13 protein-coding genes are annotated in these 25,576 nt (G+C 69.0%); 7 read left to right on the top strand and 6 right to left on the bottom strand.

Annotated features, from left to right (window positions below; all coding sequences use genetic code 11):
* Positions 1-334: 334 nt before the first annotated feature.
* On the top strand, positions 335-4,720 hold the full coding sequence (gene pglW, locus AB0E07_RS01680) for a BREX system serine/threonine kinase PglW (RefSeq protein WP_362245235.1): 4,386 nt from the start codon (positions 335-337) through the stop codon (positions 4,718-4,720).
* A 147-nt stretch (positions 4,721-4,867) separates the two neighbouring features.
* Here the strand turns inward: pglW and AB0E07_RS01675 are convergent, their stop codons facing one another.
* The 3 genes from AB0E07_RS01675 to AB0E07_RS01665 all read right to left on the bottom strand — a co-directional run bounded on the left by AB0E07_RS01675 (position 4,868) and on the right by AB0E07_RS01665 (position 8,314).
* The gene (locus AB0E07_RS01675; RefSeq protein WP_362245233.1) at positions 4,868-6,343 is read right to left on the bottom strand and encodes a hypothetical protein; all 1,476 of its coding nucleotides are present in this window, start codon (positions 6,341-6,343) and stop codon (positions 4,868-4,870) included.
* Positions 6,340-7,692 carry a P-loop NTPase gene (locus tag AB0E07_RS01670; protein WP_362245231.1) on the bottom strand — a complete coding sequence of 451 codons (1,353 nt, stop codon included), beginning with the start codon at positions 7,690-7,692 and terminating at the stop codon, positions 6,340-6,342. The genes AB0E07_RS01675 and AB0E07_RS01670 overlap by 4 nt, the downstream gene beginning before the upstream one ends.
* A 70-nt stretch (positions 7,693-7,762) precedes the next feature.
* Positions 7,763-8,314: a hypothetical protein gene (locus AB0E07_RS01665; protein WP_362245229.1), complete on the bottom strand. Its 552-nt coding sequence runs from the start codon at positions 8,312-8,314 to the stop codon at positions 7,763-7,765.
* A gap of 155 nt (positions 8,315-8,469) precedes the next feature.
* On the opposite strand from AB0E07_RS01665, the gene pglX reads away from it, so the two are divergent.
* Positions 8,470-12,228 carry a BREX-2 system adenine-specific DNA-methyltransferase PglX gene (pglX, locus tag AB0E07_RS01660; RefSeq protein WP_362245227.1) on the top strand — a complete coding sequence of 1,253 codons (3,759 nt, stop codon included), beginning with the start codon at positions 8,470-8,472 and terminating at the stop codon, positions 12,226-12,228.
* Positions 12,229-12,294: 66 nt separating this feature from the next.
* Here the strand turns inward: pglX and AB0E07_RS01655 are convergent, their stop codons facing one another.
* Both AB0E07_RS01655 and AB0E07_RS01650 read right to left on the bottom strand, forming a co-directional pair.
* On the bottom strand, positions 12,295-12,486 hold the full coding sequence (locus AB0E07_RS01655; protein WP_362245225.1) for a DUF397 domain-containing protein: 192 nt from the start codon (positions 12,484-12,486) through the stop codon (positions 12,295-12,297).
* On the bottom strand, positions 12,483-13,313 hold the full coding sequence (locus AB0E07_RS01650; RefSeq protein ID WP_328428142.1) for a helix-turn-helix transcriptional regulator: 831 nt from the start codon (positions 13,311-13,313) through the stop codon (positions 12,483-12,485). The genes AB0E07_RS01655 and AB0E07_RS01650 overlap by 4 nt, the downstream gene beginning before the upstream one ends.
* Before the next feature lie 151 nt (positions 13,314-13,464).
* On the opposite strand from AB0E07_RS01650, the gene AB0E07_RS01645 reads away from it, so the two are divergent.
* On the top strand, positions 13,465-13,974 hold the full coding sequence (locus AB0E07_RS01645; RefSeq protein ID WP_362245222.1) for an ATP-binding protein: 510 nt from the start codon (positions 13,465-13,467) through the stop codon (positions 13,972-13,974).
* On the opposite strand, the gene AB0E07_RS01640 is transcribed toward AB0E07_RS01645, so the two are convergent.
* Complete coding sequence (locus AB0E07_RS01640; RefSeq protein ID WP_362245220.1) at positions 13,932-14,993, bottom strand: hypothetical protein; 1,062 nt, start codon at positions 14,991-14,993, stop codon at positions 13,932-13,934. The genes AB0E07_RS01645 and AB0E07_RS01640 overlap by 43 nt on opposite strands.
* A gap of 389 nt (positions 14,994-15,382) precedes the next feature.
* On the opposite strand from AB0E07_RS01640, the gene AB0E07_RS01635 reads away from it, so the two are divergent.
* The 4 genes from AB0E07_RS01635 to AB0E07_RS01620 are packed head-to-tail and all read left to right on the top strand — an operon-like array spanning position 15,383 to position 25,516.
* Positions 15,383-19,288 (top strand): PglY protein, encoded by a 3,906-nt coding sequence (locus tag AB0E07_RS01635; RefSeq protein WP_362245218.1) that lies wholly within the window; start codon positions 15,383-15,385, stop codon positions 19,286-19,288.
* Positions 19,288-22,053 (top strand): BREX-2 system phosphatase PglZ, encoded by a 2,766-nt coding sequence (pglZ, locus tag AB0E07_RS01630; protein ID WP_362245216.1) that lies wholly within the window; start codon positions 19,288-19,290, stop codon positions 22,051-22,053. Before AB0E07_RS01635 ends, pglZ begins: the two co-directional genes overlap by 1 nt.
* A gap of 5 nt (positions 22,054-22,058) precedes the next feature.
* Positions 22,059-23,390 carry a BREX system ATP-binding protein BrxD gene (brxD, locus tag AB0E07_RS01625; RefSeq protein ID WP_362245743.1) on the top strand — a complete coding sequence of 444 codons (1,332 nt, stop codon included), beginning with the start codon at positions 22,059-22,061 and terminating at the stop codon, positions 23,388-23,390.
* Positions 23,387-25,516, top strand: a complete 2,130-nt coding sequence (locus tag AB0E07_RS01620) for a DEAD/DEAH box helicase (RefSeq protein WP_362245214.1) — start codon at positions 23,387-23,389, stop codon at positions 25,514-25,516. Before brxD ends, AB0E07_RS01620 begins: the two co-directional genes overlap by 4 nt.
* Positions 25,517-25,576 lie beyond the last annotated feature (60 nt).

Here is a 25,576-nt window from a genome sequence, read left to right as displayed (position 1 = left end):
GTGACCTGGTGTTTCGTGGTTTCGCGGTAGTAGTTGGTCTCGTGTTCGGCGGGTGGGATGTGCCCTACATCACCGTGCAGTCGGCGGTGGCAGTACCAGTCGACCCTCTCGGCGGTGGCCGGCTCGACCTCGGACGGCGTCTTCCAGGGCCGACGAGGCTTGATCCGCTCGGTCTTGAACTCTTCGCCGGTCGCCTCCTGCCGCCCACCTTGGGAGCAAGCCAAACGGATGCTGCCTGTCAGTGGGGCGCGGTAAGGTCAACCAGGGATTTTGGCCCGAAAGGGCGTGAGGAGACAGCGGAGGTCGGACGGTGACGGCAGGAGGCTCGCGGCCGGTGCCCAAGCCGGGACCGCCGCGTCCGGCGCAGCAGTGGTTCCAGGATCGCCCCTCCCCGTACCCCTGGGAGCAGGACGCTCTCGACCACGTACGCCGCCTGATGCCGGCCGCCGAGCCGTATCGCGCCTGGGCCACGTTCTCCTTCACCGCGCAGTCGGGCCGTATCAACGAGTGCGACCTGCTGATAGCGGTACCCGCCGGCCTTTACCTGGTCGAGATCAAGAGCCATCCAGGGCGGCTGGAGAACAACGGATCCACCTGGAACTTCCACGGCTCCGACCGCACCAGGACGATCAACAACCCCCTCCACTTCAACGACGCCAAGTCGAAGGACCTCAAGAGCAGGCTCCTGTGGGCGGCGCGCAAACTGGGTATCCCGGAGCGCTCCGTGCCGCGTGTGGAGCCGGCGATCTTCCTCTCGGCTCCGGACCTCGAGAGCCATCTCGACGACGTCCAGAAGGTCAAGGTCTACGGTCGTGACGACCGCCCCACCGGCCTGAAGCGCATCTGGCAGGACTTCCTCGGCCTGCCGCCCGACCGCCCCGACCGCCGCATCACGCCCGACTTCTCCCGCAACACGCTGCCGCGTCTGCTGAAGGCCATCGGTGTCCAGCAGTCCACGGCCCATCTCAGGTTCGGCGACGCCTGGAAGCTGCAGCCGCACCCCCTGGACCGCGGGCAGTCCTGGGAGGACCGCCTGGCCACGCGCGACGACGGCCTCGTCCAGGAGGAGGGCCGGGTCCGCATCTACCTGGTCGGTCATATGGCGACCGAGGCCGCGAAGAAGTCGACCGATCGCGCGGCCCGCCGCGAGTACCAGGTCCTGCAGGGCATCACGCACCGCGGCATCGTCGAGGCCGTCGAGATCCGCGAGCACCAGGGCGGACCCGCGATCCTCTTCCGTCACCGGCACACGGACCTGCGCCTCGACCAGTACCTGGCCACCTACGGGGGCAAGCTCACCCCCGAGATCCGCCTCGACCTCGTACGGCAGCTCGCCGAAGCCGTCCGCTACGCGCACAACCGCGCCCTCTACCACCGGGCCCTGGCAGCCAGTTCCGTCTACGTCTCCTTCCGGTCCGACGGGACGCGCCCCGAATTGCGCATCACCGACTGGCAGACCGCGGCCCGCGACTTCGACAGCAACGCCACCTTTTTCCGCTCCATCGGCGGCTCGGCACTCGACGCCGCTCTGATCGAGGACGCGGCCCGCCTCTATCTCGCCCCCGAGACCGATCAGCCGTACGCCGATCCGGCAGACCTGGACATGTTCGGGCTCGGCGCGGTCGCGTACCTGATCCTCACCGGTCAGCCTCCCGCCACTCAGCGCAGCGCGCTGAGCGAGCGGCTGCGCACCGACTCCGGGCTGCATCTGTACGCCGTCGCCGACGGTTTCTCGGACGCCCTCGACGACCTGGTCTTCAAGGCCACCCGCTCCGACGTGACCGAACGCCTGGGCTCCGCCGAGGAGTTCCTCGACCTGCTGGACAAGGCGGAGCGCGCCAGCGTGCTGCCCGAGGCACCCACAGCCGTAGGGGTCGATCCGCTGGAGGCGCTGCCCGGTCAGTCGCTCGACGCGGAATGGTCCGTACGCCGTGTCCTCGGCACCGGCGCCACGGCCCGCGCCCTTCTCGTGGAGCGCGCGGTCGAGGACGAGGACGGCGATGTACAGATCGACGAACGGGTCTTCAAGGTCGCCCTGGACGAGCAGAAGGCCGAACGGCTGCGTGCCGAGGCGGGCGTCCTCAAAGAGGTGGGCGGCGGCGCGGTCGTACAGCTGCGGGGTGAGGGGCTGCGCGAGATCGGTGGGCGGACCGTCCTGCAGCTCGAGTACGCCGGTGAGCAGTCCCTGGGCGCCCGGTTGCGCGGCAAGGGCAAGCTGACCTACCACGAGCTGGAGCGCTTCGGCGACGATCTGTTCAGGGCGCTCGACCAGCTGGCCGCCAACGGAGTCCTCCACCGCGACCTGAAGCCCGACAACTTCGGCATCCACCACAGCAAGGACCGCATCTGGCGTCTGAAGCTGTTCGACTTCTCCCTCGCCGACGCCTCCGAGCGCGACATCAAGGCGGGTACGCGCGGTTACCTCGACCCGTTCCTCGGCTCGTTGCGGCGGCCGTACTACGACGACCACGCCGAGCGGTACGCGGCGGCCGTCACCCTGCACGAGATGGCCGGCGGCGAGCGCCCCATGTGGGGCGACGGACAGCTGGACCCGCTCACCAACGAGTCCGCCGAACTGTACGTCGCCTCCGAGCTGTTCGAGCCGGCCCTCAGGGACGGCCTCACGTCCTTCTTCCGGCGGGCGCTGCACCGCGACACCGAGCACCGGTTCGACACGCTGCGGCAGATGCACGACGAGTGGCGCGAGGTGTTCCGGGCGGCCGACGCGACCAAACCGGCCACCACCCCGGCCACGGTCGGCACCCTGGCCGAGGACGCGGAGGAGGCCCGTGACGCCGCCGCCGAGGCCGCGGACGCCGAGACCCTGCTGGATGCCGCAGGCCTGTCGCCCCGGGCCGTGTCCGTCGCGCACGGGCTGGGCGCCACCAAGGTGGGAGAGCTGCTGGGCGTCCAGCCGTACGCGATCTCGAAGGCGCGGGGCGCGGGTGCGCTCGTGCGCAAGGAACTCAACCGGCGCCGCAAGCAGTGGGCGATCGCCCTGCGGCAGCCCACCGGGGCCGATGTCCGACCCGCGGTACCGGCCGCGCGCACGGACGGTGAGGCCGAGCCGGACGGATCGTTGCTCCTGTCGATAGACGACATGGCCGCCAGGCTCACCCCCGAGCCTGGTCGCAAGGGTTCCCACCGTGCGCCGGTGGTCCGGCTCACGCTCGGTCTGCCGCCCGAGGAGGGCGGACTGTCGCCGTTGGGCCCCTGGCCGGTCCAGGCCCGCATCGCCGACCACCTCAAGATCAAGCAGCCGCCGGTCTCGCGTCACCACCGCATCGAGATCAAGCAGTGGGCCGAGGCGGACTGGCTGCGGCGGGTGCGCGACGAACTCGTCGAGATCGTCACGGCGGCCGGGCGGGTCATGACCGCCCAGGAGGCCGCCGCCGAACTGCGCGTCCGGCACGGCGCGGGCGACGACACGCCCGAGCGCACGCTCGCGAGGGCGCTGGCCGTCGTACGGGCCGCCACCGAGGCCGAGCTGTGGGACGGCGAGGGCGTGGAACAGCACGAGCCACGCCTGGCTGTGCACCGGCGAGGCGACACCGTACTGATCGCCGCGGAGTCGCTGCCCGGGACCGACGACCCGAGCCCCCGTGAACTAGCGGACTACGCAGCCGAGTTGGGGTCGGTGGCGGAGCGACTGGCGCGTCAGGAGCCACTGCCGGGACGAGCCGCGGTGGTCCGGGACCTGCGCGCGGTGCCCGCCCCGGAGGGCTTCGCCCCGCTCGCGGACACCCGGCTGGTCGACCTCGCAGCCGCCGTCGCCGTGGGGACCGAGGTCACTCCGCGCCTTGAGCTGTACCCCCGTGACCTCAGCCTGGACCGCGCCCTGCGCATCTCGCAGGCAGGGGCGGGAGTACGACGGGACCGTGGCATCACCGTCGCCGAGCTGCTGGCGCGGCTGCGCGCGCGCTTCCCCGTGCTCGACGCGCTCTCCACAGAGCGGGAGCCGACGTACGTCGAGCTGGAGGACCCGCTCAGGGAGGCCCGCTTCGAGCTCCAGTACGACACCAAGCTGGAGCGGTTCTTCCCGCCGGCCCTGGAGACGGCCGGCCAGTGGACGTCCACCGGGACGGGCACCAGTTACGTGTCGCCCGGCCACGGCATACCGGCGGTCGCGGAGGTGGACGGGGACCCGCACGCCGCCACCCGTGCCAGGCTCGCTTCCCGGGTTCAGCGCGGCGGGTTCCTCGCGCTGACCGTGAAGGGCAGCCGGCTGCCGGGTGCCGCCGAGGCGGTGGCCGCGGCGTTCCCCGTCGAACCCGTCGACCTGGGGCGGGAGTTCCTCGCCGAGTTCCGAGCGCTGGCGGCGGAGAAGGGGCAGGACTGGGAGAAGGTCCTGCGCGCCGACGCGGGCTCCGCGCCGGGGCAGATCAAGCGGGGTCTGGCTTCGTTCGTACGTGCGGTCTGGGTACGTCTGGAGGCGGCCCTGCTGGAGCGGGCCGCGGCACCTCGCACGGTCCTCTTCCTGCATGATGCGGGGCTGCTCGCCCGGTACTGGGACGAAGGCGGCCACGACCTCCTGGTCCGGCTGCAGACGGCGGCCCGCCGATCGGCCGACGACCCGCACGGGCTGTGGCTGCTGTGCCCCGTGGACACGCGGACGCAGGTCCCGCACCTGGACGGCCGGACGGTCGAGGTGATTGGCGGCGACGGGGAACGGGCGTACCTCGACGGCGACTTCCTGACGGCGGTGACCGCGGCGGCCTGAGTGCTCCGCTGGAAGCGCCGCGTGGAAGCGCCGCGATGTGCCGTCGGTCGTTCTGTGGCGCCGTCGTGGCCGGTTCGCGCAGTTCCCCGCGCCCCTTCGGGGCGCCCTCCGCCGCCTTCAAGGCCGCACGCCGGGATCTGCCTGTGGTCAGTGCGCGCGCCGGGAGACGCCTCCCTTGCGGCCGATGCCGAAGGCCAGGCGGTAGACATCGGGAATGTCGACCGCGTAGTCGCGCAGGTCGGTGGCGCCCGCCGCGCGCCGTGTCATCACGCCGAGCCTCTCCAACTCGTCGATCAGCTCACGGTGGTTGTCGACATCCTCCGGGCCGCTGCCCTGCGAGCCGTTCGCCAGAACCTCGCGCAGCTTCGCGGAGAGGGAGGCGTCCCGCCAGTAGGCGAGGACCACCGACGGCTGCATCGGCACCTGGCCGCCCCGCAGTTGCTCGACCGCGACCGCCGCCCAGCGGATGTCCTCCGTGATCTCGTCCACACGGATCTGGGAGGCGGTACTCACGGACGCGCGGATGGCGTCGTAGTGAAGGGCGTATTCGTGTGCGGGGTATCGATCCCGGCTGATGGTCGCCGCTGTGGCGACGGCCTGGAGGAGCGTGCGTGGACTCACCTGACCCTTGCCGTCCTGCAGGTGGTTGGGAAGCCAGGTGTACGTGTGGCCGCGGCGATGGCTCGCGCCCATGTACGGGCCGGCCATCGTGACGAACAGATCGTGCTGCCGCTTCGGGGTGGCGATGACGTCGACGGGGGCGATGCACCGTCCTTCGCCCTCACTGCGCCAACTGCCGGTCGACGCACGGAACTTCTCCGCCTCGGGGCTCGGGTGGTTGCCGAGCTGGTGGTAGAGGAGGCCGTACAGGTTCTCCGTCGTCCAGGTCAGGTCGGTGGCGTTGGCGCCGAGTTTGGAGGCGTCGGGGAAGTGTTTGGGCGCGCTCTCGTACATGTCCGGGCGGACGAAGATCTTCGCCCGAATCGCGCTGGTGCTCATGCGAAGATCCAGTGCCACTTCGAAGAGGCCGGAAACCAGCTGGTCGACGACCGGCCTCTCGTTGTGGAGGTGCTCCAGGGCGTCGAAGATCAGCAGGCGGGTGCGGCCGCTCTTGCGGGCCTCCTGGTCGATCGTCCACAGCGCCCGTTCGTAGGACTCCATGTGCTCGGCGACCCAGCGGACCCGCTTGTCCCAGCCTTCGATGCGCAGGATCTCCGGGGCCCCGAGTCCGGCCAGGACCACGGCTGACCAGAGGTGCTGGGGTTTGACGTCGTCGTTCAAGAGCTTGCTGATGACGTTCTTGCTGGGGTGGTGCAGGTTGGGCTCGCCGCCCTTCGCATGGCCCGTGGCGACCGTCATCCGTTGCAGCCGGGGCATCATGTACGAGGCCGCCGCGATCTCGCGCATGCTGTCGTCGCTGAGCACCTTGGTCCACACGGTCTTGCCCGAACCGCGTGCGCCGCGCACCACCGTCACGTCGGGGTCCAGCGCACGCCGGTGGCTCGACGGCGTGAACAGCCGCGTGACGTCGGGGCTCACGGTGTCGGCGTCGAAGGCGCTGCCGGGCGCGGTGGCGAGCAGCGTCCGGTACTCGTCGGTGGACAGCGGGTCCGGGACCGTCATGACAGTTCCTCGCTCGGGAAGACGAGTTGGCAGACCTCGTCGAGGAACCTCTTGTACGCGGCCTCCACGAAGGGCAGTTCGGGCCAGCCGCGGTCCTGAAGCGGGTCGAGGCCGATCAGGTCGTGGCTGAAGAGGATCGGGATGGGCGAGTGCGGGGCCTGGTCGTCCTCCAGGGCCGGGTGGTACGCGTCCAGGTCCGCGCCCTCCGCGTCGTCGTAGAGCGTGTCGGCGAACATCTTCTGGGCGTTGTCGCGGAGCTTGTGCAGCCGCTGTATGTCCCCGGCGGACCGGAACATGGCGGCCACGATCCGGAGGCGCTCGCGCAGGTCGACGGCCCGGTCCGGGCGCTGCTTCCACTGGGAGAGCAGCATGCCGTAGCCGTACCAGGTGGACGGGTTGTCGACGGTGAAGAGCAAGGACAGCCCGCTGAGCTGGGTGAGGGTGACGGCGGCGATGTCGTGGATGCCGGCGCGGCTGTCGAGCAGGACGACGTCCGGCTGCCGCGAGATCCCGGCCACCTGGGCTTCGCAGGCGGCGATGGCCTCCTCCAGCCGCACGCAGAACGGCTTGGGCGCGCCGCCCGGTTCGGCGGCCGGAAGGTCGCTGTATATGCGGTTCAGCTTCGCGAGGTAGTCGTAGTCGTCGCGGGGGCGGCCTCCGGCGGGGGCCAGCCAGATCTCGCCGTTGCCCTGGGTGGGGGTGAAGAACGAGCTCTGGGTGACCAGCTCCAGCCCTTCGGCGTTGCCGACACCGGCCTCGACCAGATGGTCGACGATGCCGTGTTCGGGCAGTTCGTCGAGGCCGTGCAGGAGCGTGGAGACCCCGGGAGACTCCAGGTCCAGGTCGACGACGAGGACGCAGTGGCCCTTGTCGGCGAGGTGCCGAGCCAGGACGGCGGTGGCGGTGGAGCGCCCGACGCCGCCCTTGAAGCCGTACAGGGCGACGCGTCGCTCTCGCACCTCGGGCTGCGGTGAAGCGCCCGGTGCGGCTTCCCGGGCCCAGTCGGCGCCCACGACGGTCCGTTCGAGTACGGCGACGCGGCCCCGCTGTCCTTGCTCGCCCTGGTCCTGCACGATGAGTTCGGGGGAGGCGAAGAACATCTCCGGTGCGAACATCGTGGACGCGGCCTGGACGGGTTGGGGGCCTGCGAAGGCCTGGGTGTCGCGTCGGAACGCCTCCGCGAGCGATTCCAGCTCCTCGGCGGGCAGTGGCGCAGACTCGTCGTCGATGAGGAGCGACGCACGCCCGAACAGGTCGCGTACGAGGACGGTGTCCCGGCCGGTTTCGGCGGCCCGGTGCGCGTGGCCCAGGGCGGCGTGCCACGCGGCGTCGAATCGGGTGGGGTTCATGGGGCGGGCGCCTGCTTTTCCATTTCGGCTTCGGCTTGGCTTCGGCTGCGTTTGTGATTCGTGCTTTGTGCTACTTCGCCTGTTGGTAGGCGGCGATCACCGTACGGGCCGCGGCGAGGTGACGTTTCACGCGCTGATCCGATATCTGGCTGCTGTCACGGTAGCGGTGGGCCACGTCCCACTCGTCGGCGGATTCCCGGAAGGGGTTCTGCTGGGGGATCTGCGCGAGGACGGTGGCGCCGCGGTGGCCGTTGGCGAGCAGGAGGAGCTGGTCCCAGACGTGAGGGAGGTGACCGTGTTCGGAGGCCTTCCTCGCCTTCTCGATCTGGGTCTTGCTCGGCGCCGCCGGGTTGTTCCTGATCGCCGGGCTGTACGGGATCCCGAGCGGGGTGTCCTGTCGGGAACCGAAGAAGTCGAGGAGCATCGCCTTGATGACGCACTCCGCCGCAATTCCGGCCAGGTGGTCGGCGGAGCCGAAGAGCGGGGGTGACTTGGCGAGTTGCGTCGCCGCGTCGTAGTGGCAGCGGCCCACCTCTAAGAACGAGTGTTGGTGGGCGGGTGCGGTTCCCGGTGTGGGTGCGGGCGAGGCCGCCGGGACCGGAGGAGGTGTCTGAGCCGTCACGGTGATCACCTTAGCGGCGTGATCATGGCAGATGAGAGTACTTTGCCATGACTCCTGCGGGATCTGTTTCGGTCGACGGTGCTGGCAGGATTGGGACGCGAAACCGTATGGCGATGTGCGGTGGGTGACGTGGTGCTGCGAGAGGGATGCGAAGAGTGACGGTCACGGGCCAGGATGCGCGGGCAGGGCTGGACCAGGCGGCGCTGCTGAAGGATCTGCGGCGGCAGGTCGTGATCCTTGAGGACGATCTGCGTGCGCGCAGTGAGTCTGTGGAGGAGTACCGCGTCCGGCTGGAGTCCGAGTACCGGCGGGCCCGGGAAGCGCAGCGTACGGCAGCGACGTATGGGGCGTGGCGGGACGAGCGGGTGACTCAGGCTGCGGTGGCTTGGGTGCTGGCCTGTGTCTTCGTGCGGTTCTGTGAGGACCACGGACTGATCGAGGCGCCGTTCATCGCCGGGCCCGGGGAGCGGTTGGTCGAGGCGGAGGAGCGGCACGAGGCGCACTTCCGCGAGCATCCCGACCACAACGACCGGGACTGGCTGCTTGCCGCCTTCGAGCATCTTGCGGGGGCCCATGAGACCGTGGCCGGTCTCTTCGACCGTGCGCACAATCCGCTGTGGGAGCTGATGCCTAGCTATGAGGCCGCGACGGAGTTGTTGCGGTTCTGGCGGCGGTGGGACGCGGACGGGCAGATCGTTTACGACTTCTCGGATCTGGACTGGGATACGCGGTTCCTCGGTGACCTGTATCAGGACCTGAGTGACCATGCCCGGAAGACGTACGCGCTATTGCAGACGCCGGAGTTCGTCGAGGAGTTCATCCTCGATCTGACGCTGGAGCCGGCCATCGAGGAGTTCGGGCTGGATCCCGTGGTGGAGGGGCCGGGGGGTGTCGAGCGGCGGGGGCTGCGGACGATCGACCCCGCGTGCGGCTCCGGGCACTTCCTGCTGGGAATCTTTGGGCGGCTCGTGGAGAAGTGGCGGGAGGCGGAGCCCGGCGCGGACGAGTGGTCTGTGGTGCGGAGGGCTCTGGAGTCCGTCCACGGGTGCGACAAGAATCCGTTTGCGGTGAGTATCGCTCGGTTCCGGTTGCTGGTCGCGGCTATGCGGGCTGCGGGGGCTGAGCGGTTGGCGCTCGCGCCGGTGTTTCCCATCAATGTGGCGGTGGGGGACTCGTTGCTGCATGGGCGGGATGCGGCCGGTATTCAGACGGATTTGGGAACGTTGTTTGAGGAGGTGGAGGGGGGCGGTTCTGGAGGTGGAGGCGCCTTTCTTTACTCTACGGAGGATGCAGGGGATTTTGCCCGGCGGATGGATCTTCTGGGGCGAGGTTCGTATCACGTTGTGGTGGGGAATCCGCCTTATATCACGGTAAAGGATAAGCAGGAGAACGAGAATTATCGGGCGGCTTATGACGCCTGTGCGGGGACGTACGCACTATCGGTTCCGTTTGTGCAGCGGCTGTTCGAGCTGGCACTGAAGGGCTTCGGTGGTGCGGTCGGTGGGGGTGGTTTCGTAGGTCAGATTACTGCGAATTCCTTCATGAAGCGTGAATTCGGTAAGAAGCTCATCGAGGTCGTCTTCCGAAACCGGGTTGAACTCTCGTACGTGATCGACACATCCGGGGCGTTCATTCCCGGGCACGGGACGCCGACGGTAATTCTTGTGGGGCGGAACAGGGTGCCGAATTCAGAGCGGTCGGTTCGTGCTGTTTTGGGAGTTCGCGGCGAGCCGTCGCAACCTGCCAACGCTGAAGAGGCACTTGTTTGGAGGGCGATTGTTGAGCAGGTTGGAAGGCCTGGCAGCGAGTCTGACTGGGTGAGCGTCGTTGATTCTCCAAGGGAGCGTTTCAGGGAGTTCCCGTGGAGTCTCTCGGGTGGCGGATCGGGGCCGTTGCAGGAGCGTATCGAAGCGGCGGCCGTGGCTCGGTTGGGGGAGAGGTCTACGAGCATCGGGCGGACTACGGCCAGTGGTGCGGATGATGCCTACTTCTTGCCGGACCGGATGACGGTGCGCCGGTTGAGGGAAGGGGATGCCGCTCGTGAGCTGGTTACCGGCGATGTTGTTCGTGACTATTCTTTCTCCCGGGTTGTTCAAGTAAGGAACCCGTATACCGACGCCTCGAACTCATCACTCATCGACACGGGTCACCGACTTGTGACACATTCCCTGTGGCCGCTTCGAGTTCTTCTGGAGAGGCGAGTTATCTTCGGGAAGACCGTGACCGAGAATGGTTTTCCGTGGTTTGTTCATCTGGAGAACTATTCCAGTAAGCTTCGCGTGGCTGCGGGGCTAGGATTTGCGTTCGTAGCAACCCATAATCATTTCACCCTGGACCGCGAATCGCGGCTTTTCAATCGTACTGCTCCGGTAATCAAGCTGCCGGAGGGGGCGGGGGAGGATGAGCATCTAGAATTGCTCGGGGTGTTGAACTCGTCAACGGCTTGTTTTTGGTTGAAGCAAGTCAGTCACGATAAGGGAAGCCAGTCCGGTACTGGTGGATTCATGCATGACGAGTGGGAGCGCTTTTATGAGTTCACTGGCACGAAGCTGCAAGATTTCCCGATTCCTGGTCGATTGCCGCTTGCAGTAGGGCGCCTATTGGACTGTAAGGCGAAGGAGTTGGCTCAGGTCGAACCTTCTGCTGTTTGTGCTGCGGGGGCGCCGACTCGTGCTGTTCTCGATCGTGCACGCACTGCGTGCGCAACTATCCGTCAGCGGATGATTGCTCTCCAGGAGGAGTTGGACTGGCAGGTCTACGGCTTCTATGGCTTGCTGCCCGGAGGTGATGTAGCGCGGACTACTGTCGCGTCTCCCGATCAGGACGCTCCCGAAGTTAAGCTCGGGGAGCGGGCATTCGAGATTGTGTTGGCTCGGCACGTGGCACGTGGCGACACAGAAACGGTGTGGTTTGACAGGCATGGATCGACCCCCGTAACCGAGATCCCCGAGCGCTGGCCCCAGTGGTACCGAGACATCGTTCAGGCCCGTATAGACATCATTGAGCGGCGCAAGGACATCGGACTCATTGAGCGGCCCGAATACAAGCGGCGTTGGGCCGTCGAGCCATGGGAGAAGAAAGAGAAGGCTGCGATCCGTACCTGGTTGCTTGACCGGTGTGAAGATCCCGTCCTTTGGTTCAGCCTGCGTGAGGGCATCAAGCAGCCTCGCCCCCTCACTGTCAATCAGCTTGCCGATGCCCTGAGTTCTGACGCTGACTTCAACTCCGTCGCAGCGCTGTACGCCTCCGACTACCTCAACAAGCCGGACCTGCCGCTCGGGCACGTGCTCGCCGACGTCATCGCCGACGAGCACGTGCCGTATCTCGCTGCAATGCGGTACAAGGACCCCGGCCTCCGCAAGCATGCGCAGTGGGAGGAGGTCTGGGAGCAGCAGCGGGAGGAGGACCGGACTGGGCAGCGGTTCGACATCCCCGTACCGCCGAAGTACTCGTCCGCTGACTTCCTCAAGCACTCCTACTGGTCCCACCGCGGCAAGCTAGACGTGCCCAAGGAGCGGTTCATCTCCTATCTGGAGGCCGGGCCCGACGCAGATCCGACTGTGCTGCTCGGGTGGGCCGGGTGGGATCACAAGGATCAGGCCCAGGCGCTCATCAACCTCATCGAGGATCGTACGGAGCAGAGTGGTTGGGGCACCGAGCGGTTGACCCCGTTGATCGCCGGGTTGCATGAGGTCATGCCCTGGGTGCGGCAGTGGCACGGTGAGTACGACCCCGAGTGGGAGTCTGTGCCGGCGGAGGACTGTGATGCCTTCCTGGACGAGCAGATGGGCAAGCATCGGCTCAGCGCGGCGGACCTCAAGGGCTGGCGGCCGGTGAAGCGGGCGCGGGGGCGTAAGGCTGCCGCGTCGAAGAAGGCCAGCGTCCCGGAGCAGCCCGTCCTTGACGGCGAGTAGGCGGAACGTGGCGATGGGGCTGCCGGAGTACTGAACTCCGGCAGCCCCACGGGCGTTGGGCGGGTGTCAGAGTCGGGCGTCTGCCGCGTACGTGACGAAGGCCGACCACGTGGTGCGGGAGAGGGCTAGCTGGCCGCCGTCCTTGTCCTTGGAGTCCCGGACGTGGACAGCTTCAGTGCAGTGAGCGACCTCAACACAGTTGTCGCCCTGTGTCCCGCTGTAGCTGCTCTTGAACCAAGTCAGCTCGGTGGTGCTCATAGCGCTCCTCGCATCTGCTTCAACAGCCCCACGGTCGCCTCGTGGCTGAGGGCCTGCGAGCGCATCTTCCCATAGCGCTGAAGGAGGGCGCTGGTGTCTTTCGAGCCGGTGATCAGGGCACTTCCCTGCTGACCCTCGAAGTAGCCGAACCACTGGTTCTCCGGAGACTCCGCCAGGTACATGGGGCCGTCGAGTCCCGCGTGATCGTCTTGGCGCATGGGCATGATCTGGAGCTGCACATTGCGGAGTTCGGCCCGCTGCAGCAGGTGGTCGATGAGGATGGCGGTGACCTCGTCTCCACCCGTCCGGCGTTCGAGTAGCGCCTGCTCGATGATGAAGCTGAAGGCCACGTTCTGCTTCTCGGAAAGGACACGCTGTCGTTCGAGCCGCGCCTCGACCTGCCGTTCGAGTTGCTCATCGGTCAGCGGTGGCAAGCTACTCAGAAAGACCGCCCGAGCGTACGCCTCCGGCTGCAACAACCCAGGAATAGCCCGGCACTCATACGCATAAAGCGAGATCGCCTCCTCCTCGATCCCCGCCCACTGCACGAACCACGAAGCCAACCCCTGCCTCCGAGTCAGATGCCGTGCCGCCGCCTTGAGCACCCTCGGCGCCTGCAGGACCACCCCGGCCCGCTCGATGAACCTCACCGACGGGAACCGCTTCCCCTGCTCCAGCTTGGCCACCGCATGCACCGAGTACCGCACCTGCGGCGCGAACTCCTCCTGCGTCAGACCCGCTTCCTCCCGCAACGCCTTCAGGACCGCGCCGAAGCTCTTGAGGCCGTCCGACACTTCCGGTTCACTGCTCGCGACGCCGTCCAACACGCCCGGCCCACCTCCCACGCACCCACCGGGACATCAACCCACCCATGGTTACGGGGCGTCACTCACCCTGTCCACTCAGTGAACCCACCCAGCCGCGGCTGTACCAGCGCCGTACCTGTTGAAGTGCTCTACCTCCCACGACGCTGGCCGCATGACCGCACCTCAGACTCAACCGGCCGTCACCGTACGTGTGTTCCTCCAGCGGCTCAGCGCGACCCGGCGCGGCGCCCGCCTCGCCCGCCACCTCGCCACGCACCAACTCGACTCCTGGGGCATCCCGTTCGGCTCGGACCTCTCCGACACCGTCGCCCTCGTCGTCGCCGAGCTGGCCTCCAACGCCGTACTCCACGCCCGCGTACCCGGCCGCGACTTCGTCCTCCGCCTTGAACACCGTACGGACGCACTCCGCATCGAGGTCGCCGACGCCCGAGGCGACCGCCCCCTCACTGCGCAGCCGCCCGCGACCGGCGCCACGGACGCGACCACCGATCAAGACCACGGCCGGGGCCTCGTCATCGTCGACGCCCTCTCCTCCCGTTGGGGCGTCGCCGACCGTCGAGGGCCCTGCAAGGTCGTCTGGGCCGAGATCGACCTCCTCGACAGCGCCCCGAGCATCCGTCACGGCATCGGAACCGCCGGCGGGCTCGGCCGCTGCCAGTAGTGCAGCACCGGAGGATGCGCGACCTCCTCCCTGAGATCGGAGGTCAGCAGGTGATGCCGGGCAACCGCATCGTCGACGATCTGCCGCCACCACTCCAGCCTGTCCGGACCCGCGTCGGCCGAGATCAACTCATCGTGCAGCGCGTACAGCTCACACGTGTTGTGCCACTGCGACTCGCGTACGCCGGCGTTGCTCTCGCTGAAGCGGGACAACTCGGCGCCCTCGCACACCGCGCACCCGCACGTCCACGGTTCGACGCGCGCGAACCAGTTCTGCAGCACCTCCACCCGGTGGTACTTCAGCAGCTCGCGGACGAGCACCACCGGATACGGCCGCCAGCCCCGGCCCTTGCGGCGCGGGTCCATGCCGTGACGGAGCATGGCGGTGACCCCCACCGCCGTGCCCAGGGCGCCGTGCGCCAGTGCGTCGAACGCCGCCAGGTCCGTACGCCACAGCAGCAGACGCGGGCATGACCGGCACAGCACGCGCAGGCCCTCGGCGACGCCCACCCGCTCCAGCGGGTCCTTGTAGTGCTGCATGATCAACGCCACGGGATGCCGACTCGCCCGTACCGCCGCCACCAGGTGCAGCAGCGACTCGTCCCGCAGCCAGCGGTAGCTGCACGGCAGCAGAACGACCGTGTCCGTCCGCTCCAGCCGGTTGGCCTGGGTGATCACGGCACGCAGCACGCGCGCGTCGCCGTCTTCATCCGGCGGCGGTATGAAACAGGTCGGGGTCACCGCGAACGCCGCCTTGTTGGCCAGCTGGCCGTTCAGGACCTCCTCCAGGCCGGAGTGGTCCAGCGCGTGCCAGCCGTCGGCCGCCTGATAGCCGAAGGGACGGTCGGCGGTCGCGACCCGGTGTTCGTGGCCGCCGTAGTCGACGGCCACGACGGTGTCCGGGTAGCTGTTGCGTATGTTCCGGCACCTCGCGGCGGCATCGGCACCCGTGAGAAGCAGACCCCCGGTGTTGCCGTCGATGTGCGGTAGCAGACCGATTGCCGACCTGTCGTTCACCATGATCAGTAATCGGTCGCGCAGTAAGCCCTCGATCCCAGTGCTCCCCATGGGGTCCCCCTCGCGGTCATCAAGCACGCCGGCATGTCCCGCTGGTCACGAGTGTCAGAGCCGGTTGAAAAGGAGCACAAGACGGTCGTATGCGGGCTTGAGTGGTTCTCGGCCAGTCTGTCGGCGGGCCTACACCCAGGTGAAGGCCACGGAGAGATGCTCACTCGTCGCTTTGCGTGAGAGGTTCGTGCGCTCGAGTCGCTCAACGTGACATCAGCGTCACGCAACTTGCGTCTGGCCTGGGCACAAGGCATGCCAAGACTGGCAAGATTGGATGTCGCGCGTGAGATCCGGGAGATCGGCGCGCCCCGACTGCTGCCGAGTGAGGGAACGAGAGCCGGATGCCCACCAGCGAACTCTTCCTGCGGGATGTCATCGACATCAAGGAAGACGTCCATGCCGGCGATTTCAAGGTCGAGCTGTCCGGCGGGTTCACGGAAACCGATGCCCGCGTCGCGGAGTACGTGGTCACCGAGCAGCTGCAGGGGGCCTTCCGGAGCGCGCTCGGGCTGGTCGGGGCGGCGGTCAGGTCGGGGAACTCGCACGCCGCCTACCTGCACGGTTCGTTCGGCGCCGGTAAGAGCCACTTCCTGACCGTGCTGCACGCCGTGCTGAACAACAGCGCGGCGGCGCGCTCCAAGCCGCGGCTGCAGGAGGTCATCGCCGAGCACGACGACTGGCTGCGCGACAGCAGGTTCCTCATGGTGCCCTACCACCTCGTGGGCTCCACCGACCTGGACTCGGCCATCCTCGGCGGCTACGTGCACGCCGTGCGCTCCCTTGACGGGAACAAGCCCACCCCCGCCGTCTACCGGGCCGACTCCGCGCTCGCGGACGCGCGCAGGCAGCGGGAGTTCCTCGCCGACGACGCCAAGTTCGTGCAGTGGCTCGGGGACGGGGCCGCCGCGGTGGCCCCGGGCGGCGGTGCCGTCAGCGCGGACGGCGATGACGACGACCTCGACATGCTGGACTCGGACGACGCCGCCCCGGCCGCCGGCAGCTGGACCTCCGCCGACCTGGACCGTGCCTTCGACGCGCCCGCCGGGGACCCGTACCGCGAGGCACTCGTCTCCGCGCTGCTCTCCGGGCCCATGGCGGCGTACGCGCAGGGGGCCCGCGGTGACAAGGACGCCTTCGTGCCGCTGGAGAACGGGCTGTCGGTCATCTCCCGGCACGCCAAGTCCCTCGGCTACGACGGCATCGTGCTCTTCCTCGACGAGCTGATCCTCTGGCTCCAGGCGCACATGGGCGAGCAGGACTTCGTACGCGACCAGGTGCAGCGGCTGGTCAAGCTGATCGAGTCCGGGGACACCGACCGGCCCGTGCCGATCGTGTCCTTCATCTCGCGTCAGCGCGACCTGTCGCAGCTCATCGGCTCCGACGTGGCGGGCGCCGAGGTGCAGAACCTGGAACAGCAGATCGAGTACCTGGCCGGACGCATCGACGTCGTCAATCTGGAGGACAGCAACCTCGTCGAGATCATCAAGCGCCGTGTGCTGGAACCGAAGCCCGGGATGGAATCGGCCCGCGACGAGGCCTTCACGCTCGTCGAGTCGTCCAAGGACGAGGTCCGGCAGGTGCTGCTCGACGCCCACGGGCGGACCGAGGCCAGCTGGGACGACTTCCGCACCCTCTACCCGCTCTCGCCCGCGCTGCTCAACGTCCTCGTGGACCTCTCCGGAGCGCTCCAGCGCGAACGCACCGGCCTCAAGCTCGTCCAGGAACTGCTGCGGCGCCGGCGCGACGACCTGAGGATGGGGGAGCTGATCCCGCTCGGCGACCTGTGGGACGTCATAGCGTCGGGCACCGGCGAGGCGTTCACCGCCAAGCTGCGCCGCGAGTCCGAGATCGCGCACCGCTTCCACGCACGCGTACGGGCGCATCTGCTGGAGAAGTACGGGTCCGTCGACGATCCGCGCTACCGGCGGGACGACCGGCTCGTCAAAACGCTGCTGCTCGCCGCGCTCGCCCCCAACGTCCCGGCTCTGGCCCGGCTGACCGGTGGGCGGCTCGCCGCCCTCAACCACGGCACGATCAGGGCCCGGGTGGGGTCGGCCGGATCGATCGCGGTCAAGGCGCTGCGAGACCTCCAGGCCCAGGGCTTCGGCGAGCTGAGGAGCGAGGGCGACGCCGACCCGGTGTTCCATCTGCACCTGTCCGACCTGGACGTCGAGCCGCTGCTCGAAGAGGTCCAGGGGGTCGCGGACAAGGGCGGACACCGACGGCAGTGGGTCAAGGACCAGCTGTGGGCGGCCTTCGGCATCAAGGACACCCAGGCGTTCGTGTGCGAGCGCGAGATCGTCTGGCGGGGCACCAGGCGGACCGCCGAGTTCGTCTTCGGGAACGTACGGGATCCCCATCTGCCGGACGAGCAGTTCGAACCGCAGACGGACGGCAACATCCGTTTCGTGCTGGACTATCCCTTCGACGAGCCGCAGCGCTCGCCCATCGAGGACGTCCACCGGATCGAGGCCCTGAAGCGGTCGGGACTGTCCGGGAACACCATCGTCTGGCTGCCCGACTTCTTCTCCGAGCAGCGGGCCCGGCAGCTCGGACGGCTTCTGAAGATCAACTATCTGCTGGAGCGCGACCGCCTCGACGACGTCACCGCCACCCGCCCGACCGAGGAACGGATCCAGATCCGCCACCAGCTCAAGGCGCAGAGCGACAACCTCACCACGCAACTCTCCGCCGTACTGGAGCAGTTGTACGGGATCAGCAAGGCGGAGGCCGCGAACGTCGGGGCCGAGGTCCCGGCGGACCAGCACGTGTGGTCGCTGCGGCCCGGCTTCACGCGGCAGAAGCCCGAGCCCGGGATCGGCTTCGAGAAGAACCTCTACGCCCTCGCGGACGAGATGTTCGCCGTGCTCTACCCGAAGCACCCCGACTTCGACCCCGCCCTCACCCGCAAGCCGGTCACCCTGCGCGAGCTGAAGACGGCGCTGGAATGGATCGGCCGGGCCATGGAGAGCGGCGAGCGACGCATCGTCGTCGACAGTCACCAGCTGGCCATGGTGAAGAAGATCGTGCACCCGCTGGGACTGGGCGAGGTGTACGACGGTCCGCTGAACGTCAGCCGTGAGTGGCGGCTGCGGATCAACCAGAAGGCCGCCGACGCGCACGCCGGGACGGACCTGTCCGTCGAGGACATCCGCAGGTGGATCGGCCAGCTCGGGTTCACCGGCCTGGAGAAGAACGTCAGCAACCTGATCATCGCCACCTACGCGCTGCTCGACGACCGGACGTGGGTGTACCAGACCTCACCGCTGCGGCAGGCGCCGGAGCTGGACAAGATCGGTCCCGGCTACGGACTGCGCGCCGTCGAGAAGCCGACCGACGAGGAGTTCGCGACCGCGCGTGAACGGGCCGGAAGGATCTTCGGGGTTCACGTACCGGCCGCGCTCATCGCACTGAACGTCGCCAAACTCGCCACCGGCGTGAAGGAAGTGGCCGAGCAGCATCGCGATGCCGTGAGCGGGGTCCGGTCGGTGCTGCAGAAGCGGGCCGGAGAGCTGGGGCTGCAGGGCCCCCAGGGGACGGACGCCCCGCGGATGAGGTCCATGAAGGCCGCGGCGGACCTGGTGGCCCGGCTCGGGCGCACCGACGACGCGGCCGTGGTGGTGCGCGAGCTCGCGGCGGTGGCGTACGACGTGACCGACCAGGAGATCGGGGCGGCCCTCAAGCAGGCTCCCGAGGTGCTGGCCGCGCTCGACGACACCAACTGGAAGCTGCTGGGCAGCGTGCGCGGCTTCACCGGCCGGGACGACGGCGTGGGCGACCGGGCCGCACGGTTGATCCAGGTCATCGAGGAGACCGCGAACGACCACGAGCAGGCCCGCTCGCTCGTCCCCGTACTCGAACAGCTCCAGGACCGGGCGCTGGCCCTCGTCAACGAAGTCGCACGCCTCGCGCAGGTCGCCCAGCCCGTGCCACCTCAGCCGACCGCGGACGACATCAGCTTCACGGAACACGGGAAGCCGGTGATCCCGTCGGCGCCCGTCGTGCCGGAGGACACGCCGCAGCAGGTCGATGGTGGCGGGCGGCCGGTCGACGTACCCGCTCACGCCGTACGCCCGGGGGCTCCGCATGTCGTCGAGCCCACTCGGCTCGAAGCGTCCCTCGCCGCCACGGTCGCCGACGTGGAGGAGGAGATCAGGTCGTACCTCGCCGCGCATCCGGGCACCCGCATCCAGGTCACCTGGCGCCCCGTGCCCACCGACGACCAGGAGAAGGAGACCGGACGCTGATGGGCGCCGCCCTGCCCCAGGTGGGCCGTCGCACCATCGAGGCCCTGCTCGCCACGCACGCCTCCGGACTCGGAGACCGGCGTCTCGTCCTGGTGCACGGGCGCTACACGGCCGGCGCGCCCGAGGAGTTCACCGTGCGGACGGGGGATGAGACGCGGCGCGTCCGCGTCAGCCACCAGGCGTCCGTCCTGGGCATCCTCGAGGAGTGGACCAAGCACCGGGACAAGGCCGCCGGTGCGGACCTCCTCGTCGTCACCACCGGCGTCGACGACGGTCAGATCGGCTGGGACCTGCGCGGGCAGGCGGTACGGCGGCAGACGCTCACGGTGGAGAACGCCGAAATCGTCATGCAGCGCTTCGGAGCGGCCGGACTCGACCCGCGCATGTACGACGAGGGATGGCTGCTGGAGGCGCTGCTCGACGCCGAGCCGTCCCAGGGGTGGAGGCGCGCGGGCTCCGTCCTGACGCGGGACGCGGCGCTGCGCGCGCTGGCCGTGGCCCGGCTCGGGCTGGGCGACGGCGACGACGGGGCGGCCCCGGCGGCGGGGACAGTCGTCGATCTGGACGCCCTGCTCACCTGGTCCCGAACACCTGCGGGGCCCATGCGGTTCGCCGAGCTGGACCAGACCGAACGGGACGAACTGAAGAAGTGGCTCGGTGAGACCACGGGACCGGCCGCACCGGTCCTGATGTCCCTGGCCGAGACCGGGCGCGGACCGGACGCGATGCCGCTCGGTCTGCTGGGAGCCGTCCTGCGCGACCAGGCCGCGAGCCCGGACGTGGTGCTCGCCGTGGGCGGGCTGTTCGGCCAGGTGATGCCGCGCCGGACCGAACTGCAGTCCTTCACCGAGGCCGTCGAGGGCGCCCTCATCCGCTGGATCGGGGAGGCCCGGCACAACGCCGACGCACTGGAGCGGGTCTCCGCCGTCCTCAAGCGCGCCGACAAGCTCGCCGAGGACGCCGGACTCACCACGGCCCTCGAATCCAACCGCTTCCTGCCGTCCAGCTTCACGGCCCAGCTGCGGCAGGTGACGGCAGCGGCCCGCACCTCCCCGGAAGCGGGGGAAGCGGCCCTGGCCGAGCTGAAGGCGCACATGCTGGCCCGGCTGAACGCGGACCGCGTCGGCGTGGCCGAGATGGCCGTTCGGATCGCCCGCTGGCTGGCCCTTCCGCGGCCCTCGGTGGCGTCGGTGGCGGCCGGAGTACGGGACCAGGCGGGGGACTGGGGCTGGGCGGACCGGGCGCTCGCCGTTCTGTGGGCCGGCGACCCCGAGGGGGACGCCGCCGCGGGCGAGGACCTTCGTGCGCTGTACGAGGCGGCCAGGGAGCGGCGGGAGCGGCTGGACGAGGAGTTCGCCCGGCGGCTCGCCTCCTGGACGCCGAATGCCACCGCGCTCCACCCCGGCGGCTGCCTGGTCGTCGAGAACGTACTGGCCGAAGCCGTCAGGCCGCTGGCCGGCGACACGGCTCCGCTCGTCCTGGTGCTGGACGGCATGAGCTGCGCCGTCGCCGCGCAACTGGGCGAGGAGGCCGAGCGCGAGGGCTGGACCGAGGCCGTGCCCGGCAAGGCGGGCTCGGAGGAAGAGCCGCGGCGGATGGCCGCGGTGTCCATGCTGCCCTCGGTCACCGAGGTCAGCCGTGCCTCCCTGCTCACCGGAACGGCGGTCAAGGGCGGGCAGGCGAAGGAGAGTTCGGGATTCGCCGCCTTCTGGAAGCAGCGGCGACTCGACGCGCTGCTCTTCCACAAGGCAGGGATAGAGGGAGGAGCGGGAAGGTTCCTCTCCGAGGAGATCATGGCCGCGCTCGCCTCCGACGCGGTCGTCGGCGTCGTACTGAACACCATCGACGACGCCCTCGACAAGGGACAGCAGGGGCGGCGCACCCAGTGGAGCCTGGGTGACGTCACCTACCTGCGGGAACTGCTGTCGGCGGCCAAGGGGTACGGGCGCCCGGTCGTGCTCGTCGCGGACCACGGCCATGTGCTGGAGCGGGGCGCGAGCCAAGGACCTGTGGGTGATGAGGGCGCGGGGCCCGGCTCGGCCCGATGGCGTACCGGCGCGGCGAAGGACGGCGAGGTCCAGCTGTCGGGGCCGCGCGTCCTGGAAGGCGGCGGCAGCATCGCCGCGCCCTGGCGGGAGGACATCCGCTACACCGGCCGCCGGGCCGGGTACCACGGTGGAGCCGCGCTCGCGGAGGTCACGGTGCCGCTGCTCGTCCTGGTGCCCGACCGCGACATGGTGCCGAAGGGGTGGGAGGCCCTGCCCCGGGAGCAGGCCGTCCCCCGGTGGTGGGCCCCCTACAAGGGCGGGCGGCCCGAGGCCGTGGCAGCGCAGGAGGCACCACGCAAACCGAAGCGGGGCAAGCCGAAGGAGCAGCACGTGGGCGAAGGGCTCTTCGCCGCTGCCGACGTCGTAGCGCCGGCCGCGGACGGAGCCGCCCCTGCCACCCTGGGCGAGCGAGTGGTCGCCAGCGAGGTGTACGAGGCGCAGAAGGAGTACGTCCGCAAGGCTCCCGAGAGCAAGGTCGTGGCGGCCGTCATCGACGCGCTGGCCGGGGCGGGCGGCACCATGTCACCGGCCGCGCTCGCCGGCGCCGTCTCGGCGACCGGGCGGGTGCGGCGCAACATCGACGGGTTCATCGCCACCGTGCAGCGGCTGCTCAACATCGAGGGCTACCCGGTCCTCGGCTTCATCGACGCCGGGCACACGGTGAAACTCGATGTGACCCTGATGCGCGACCAGTTCTTCCCGAAGGAGCCGACGTGACGCCGATGACGCCGCCGCCCGACGTGAGCGCGGTCCGGCGGCGGGAGGTCGTCGACGCACTGCGCCGGGGCACCGTGCCGCACTCCGGGCTCGACCTCTTCGCGGTCGGCCTCGACCGGTTCACCGGCGCCCTCGACGAGGACGTGGCCACGGTGGCGCGGGGCGGGGCAGCCTTCCACGCCATCCGCGGTGAGTACGGCTCCGGCAAGACCTTCTTCGCACGCTGGCTCGCCGAGCGGGCCAAGCGCGCCGGGCTCGCCACGGCCGAGGTGCAGATCTCCGAGACGGAGACACCTCTGCACCGGCTGGAGACGGTGTACCGCCGGCTGACCGAGCGGCTGTCCACCGCGACACACCAGCCCAGTGCGCTGCGCGCGATCGTCGACTCCTGGTTCTACACCCTGGAGGAGGAGGTCCTCGACAACGGGGACGTGGACGAGGACGACGAGGTGGCGCTGGCAGCGGCCGTCGACGTACTGATGGAGCGCCGGCTTGCCGATGTGGCCCGCACCACACCGGCGTTCGCCGCGGCGCTGCGCGGGTACCGGCGCGCGGTCGCGGCCGACGACGCGGCGACCGCCGAAGCCCTCATCGCCTGGCTCGGCGGTCAGAAGTCCGTCGCGGCGTCTGCCCGCAGGGCCGCCGGAGTACGGGGAGACCTCGACCACTTCGCGGCGCTCGGCTTCCTGCAGGGACTGCTCACGGTGCTGCGGGACTGCGGCCATCCCGGCCTGCTGGTCGTCCTCGACGAGATCGAGACTCTCCAGCGGGTACGTGGTGATGTGCGGGAGAAGGGGCTCAACGCTCTGCGGCAGCTTCTCGACGAGATTGACGCGGGACGCTTTCCCGGGCTGTTTCTCGTCATCACCGGGACCCCGGCATTCTTCGACGGTCAGCAGGGAGTGCAGCGGCTTCCGCCGCTGGCGCAGCGGCTGGCGACCGACTTCAGCACCGACCCGCGCTTCGACTCTCCGCGAGCGGTCCAACTGCGGCTTGCGGGCTTTGACTTGGAGCGGCTCGGCGAGCTGGGCAGGCGAGTGCGCGACCTGTACGCGGGTGCTGCCCGGTATCCGCAGCGAGTCGAGCAGCAGGTGGACGACGCCTATCTCATGGAACTCGCCACTGCCGTCACCGGCGGACTCGGGGGCAAGGTCGGGGTAGCGCCCCGCGTCTTCCTGCGCAAGCTCGTCGCCGATGTGCTCGACCGGGTGGACGAGTTCGAGGACTTCGATCCGCGCAAGCACTACGCGCTCACCATCACGGACGGCGAGCTGACCGAAGTGGAACGCAACGCGGCGGCCGCACGCGCCGACGACATCGACCTGGAGATGCCGTGAGCGGCATCGACGATCTCGAACCCGCGCTGGTCCACCACATCGTCAACACGCTCGGCTGGCCCGGACTGCGCCCTCTGCAGGAGGAGGCCATCGGGCCGCTGCTCGCGGGCGACGACGCGCTTCTTCTGGCACCCACCGCCGGAGGCAAGACGGAAGCCGCCTCGTTTCCACTGCTGTCGAAGCTGGTGCAACGGAGGTGGTCAGGGACGTCCGTCCTCTACGTGTGTCCGCTCAAGGCGCTGCTCAACAACCTGCTGCCCCGGCTGGAGACGTACAGCTCGTGGCTCGGACGCACGGCCGCCCTGTGGCACGGGGACGTCACCTCCGGCGCGCGGAAGCGGATCCTGGCCGCGCGGCCCGACATCCTGCTCACCACGCCGGAGTCGCTGGAGGCGATGCTGGTGAGCGCGAATGTCGATCACACGCCCTTCTTCTCCGGACTGCGCGCCGTGGTTGTCGACGAGGTGCACGCCTTCGCCGGGGACGACCGGGGCTGGCATCTGCTCGCGGTCCTGGAACGGCTGCAGCGCGTCGTAGGGCGCCCCGTCCAGCGCGTTGGGCTGTCCGCCACGGTCGGCAACCCTGAGGAGCTGTTGCTGTGGTTGCAGGGATCCGGAGCGGGGAAGCGGCCGTCCGTGGTGGTGGCCCCGCATCTGGCCGACCCGCAGTCGGCGACGCCGGGAGCGGTGTCGCCGCCCCCGGCGGACATCCAGCTCGACTATGTGGGTTCCGTCGACAACGCCGCAACCGTGATCGCGGCCCTGCACCGCGGCGAAAAGCGGCTCGTCTTCTGCGAGTCCCGTCAGCTCGTCGAGGAGCTCGGGGAGAAGCTGCGAGCCAAGGGCGTGACGACCTTTCTCTCCCACGCCTCCCTTTCGGTCGACGAACGCCGTCGCGCGGAACAGGCATTCGCCGAGGCCCGCGACTGTGTCATCGTCTCCACGAGCACCCTCGAACTCGGCATCGACGTCGGGGATCTGGAACGGGTCATCCAGATCGACGCCCCGCTCACCGTCGCCTCCTTCCTGCAACGGCTCGGCCGCACCGGACGCAGGCCCGGGGCATCACGCAACTGCCTGTTCCTCGCGCTGGACCGCGATGGACTCCTCGGCGCCGCGGCCCTTCTCCTGCAGTGGTCGCGCGGCTGGGTGGAGCCTGTCGTCGCCCCGCCGGAGCCGCGGCACATCGTGGCCCAACAGCTTCTCGCGCTGTGCCTGCAGGAACCGCAGGTCGGGGACCGTCTCTGGCAGGAGTGGTGGAATGGCCTCGGCCCGTTCGGTCAGTCCGCCGAGCCGATCGTCCGGCACCTGGTCGACAACGGCTACCTGAATCAGGACGGCGGACTCCTGTTCATCGGCCCCGAGGCGGAACGGCGCTTCGGGCACCGGCACTTCATGAACCTCACGGCGGTCTTCACCGCGCCTCCCCAGTTCACAGTGCTGCAAGGCCGCCAGGAGATCGGCAGGACGGATCCGAGCCTTCTCACCGAACGGATCGACGGACCAAGGCGGTTGCTCCTGGCCGGGCGGAGCTGGCAGGTCACGTACATCGACTGGAAGCGCAAGCGGTGCTTCGTCGAGCCCGTCGACGGCGGCGGCAAAGCAAAGTGGAGCGGTGCCGGCCTCGACTTCGGCATCTCCTTCGAACTCACCCGCGCAGTACGAGAAGTGCTTCTTGGGGCGAACCCGCCGGTGGACCTCACGGCGCGAGCGGAGAAGTACCTGGTCGAAGCACGGGAGCACTTCATGGAAGAGGTGCACCCCGGAGGCACGGTGATCACCCGCGGTTCCGGAGGATACGTGAGGTGGTGGACATGGGCCGGCCATCGGGTGAACGCCACACTCGCGGCGACGCTCGCTGAGGTCGCCGTACCTGCCCAGCAGATCAACGACTGCTGGATCCGGCTGCGTGAGGACCTCAGCCCTGACGCCTGGAAACAGGTCTCGGCCGCCGCTTCGGACCATCTGTGCCTGCCGGAGGTCGACGAGCGGGCGGTCAAAGGACTCAAGTTCGCGGATGCACTGCCGCCCAAGCTCGCCGAATCGACGCTGGCAAGGCGGCTGGCGGACCTGGAGTCGGTAGCGCGAGTGCTATCTGAACACGTGCGGTTCGTTGCACGGCCATGACGAGTACTTGGGTGAGCCTCACTCAAGTCGACTGATACCGCCTCTGGTTGAGGGCCGCTG

Source organism: Streptomyces sp. NPDC048002 (assembly GCF_040653275.1).
GTDB lineage: Bacteria > Actinomycetota > Actinomycetes > Streptomycetales > Streptomycetaceae > Streptomyces.
The sequence above is the reverse complement of the archived record's forward strand: the minus strand, read 5'-3'. Positions and strand labels throughout refer to the sequence as shown.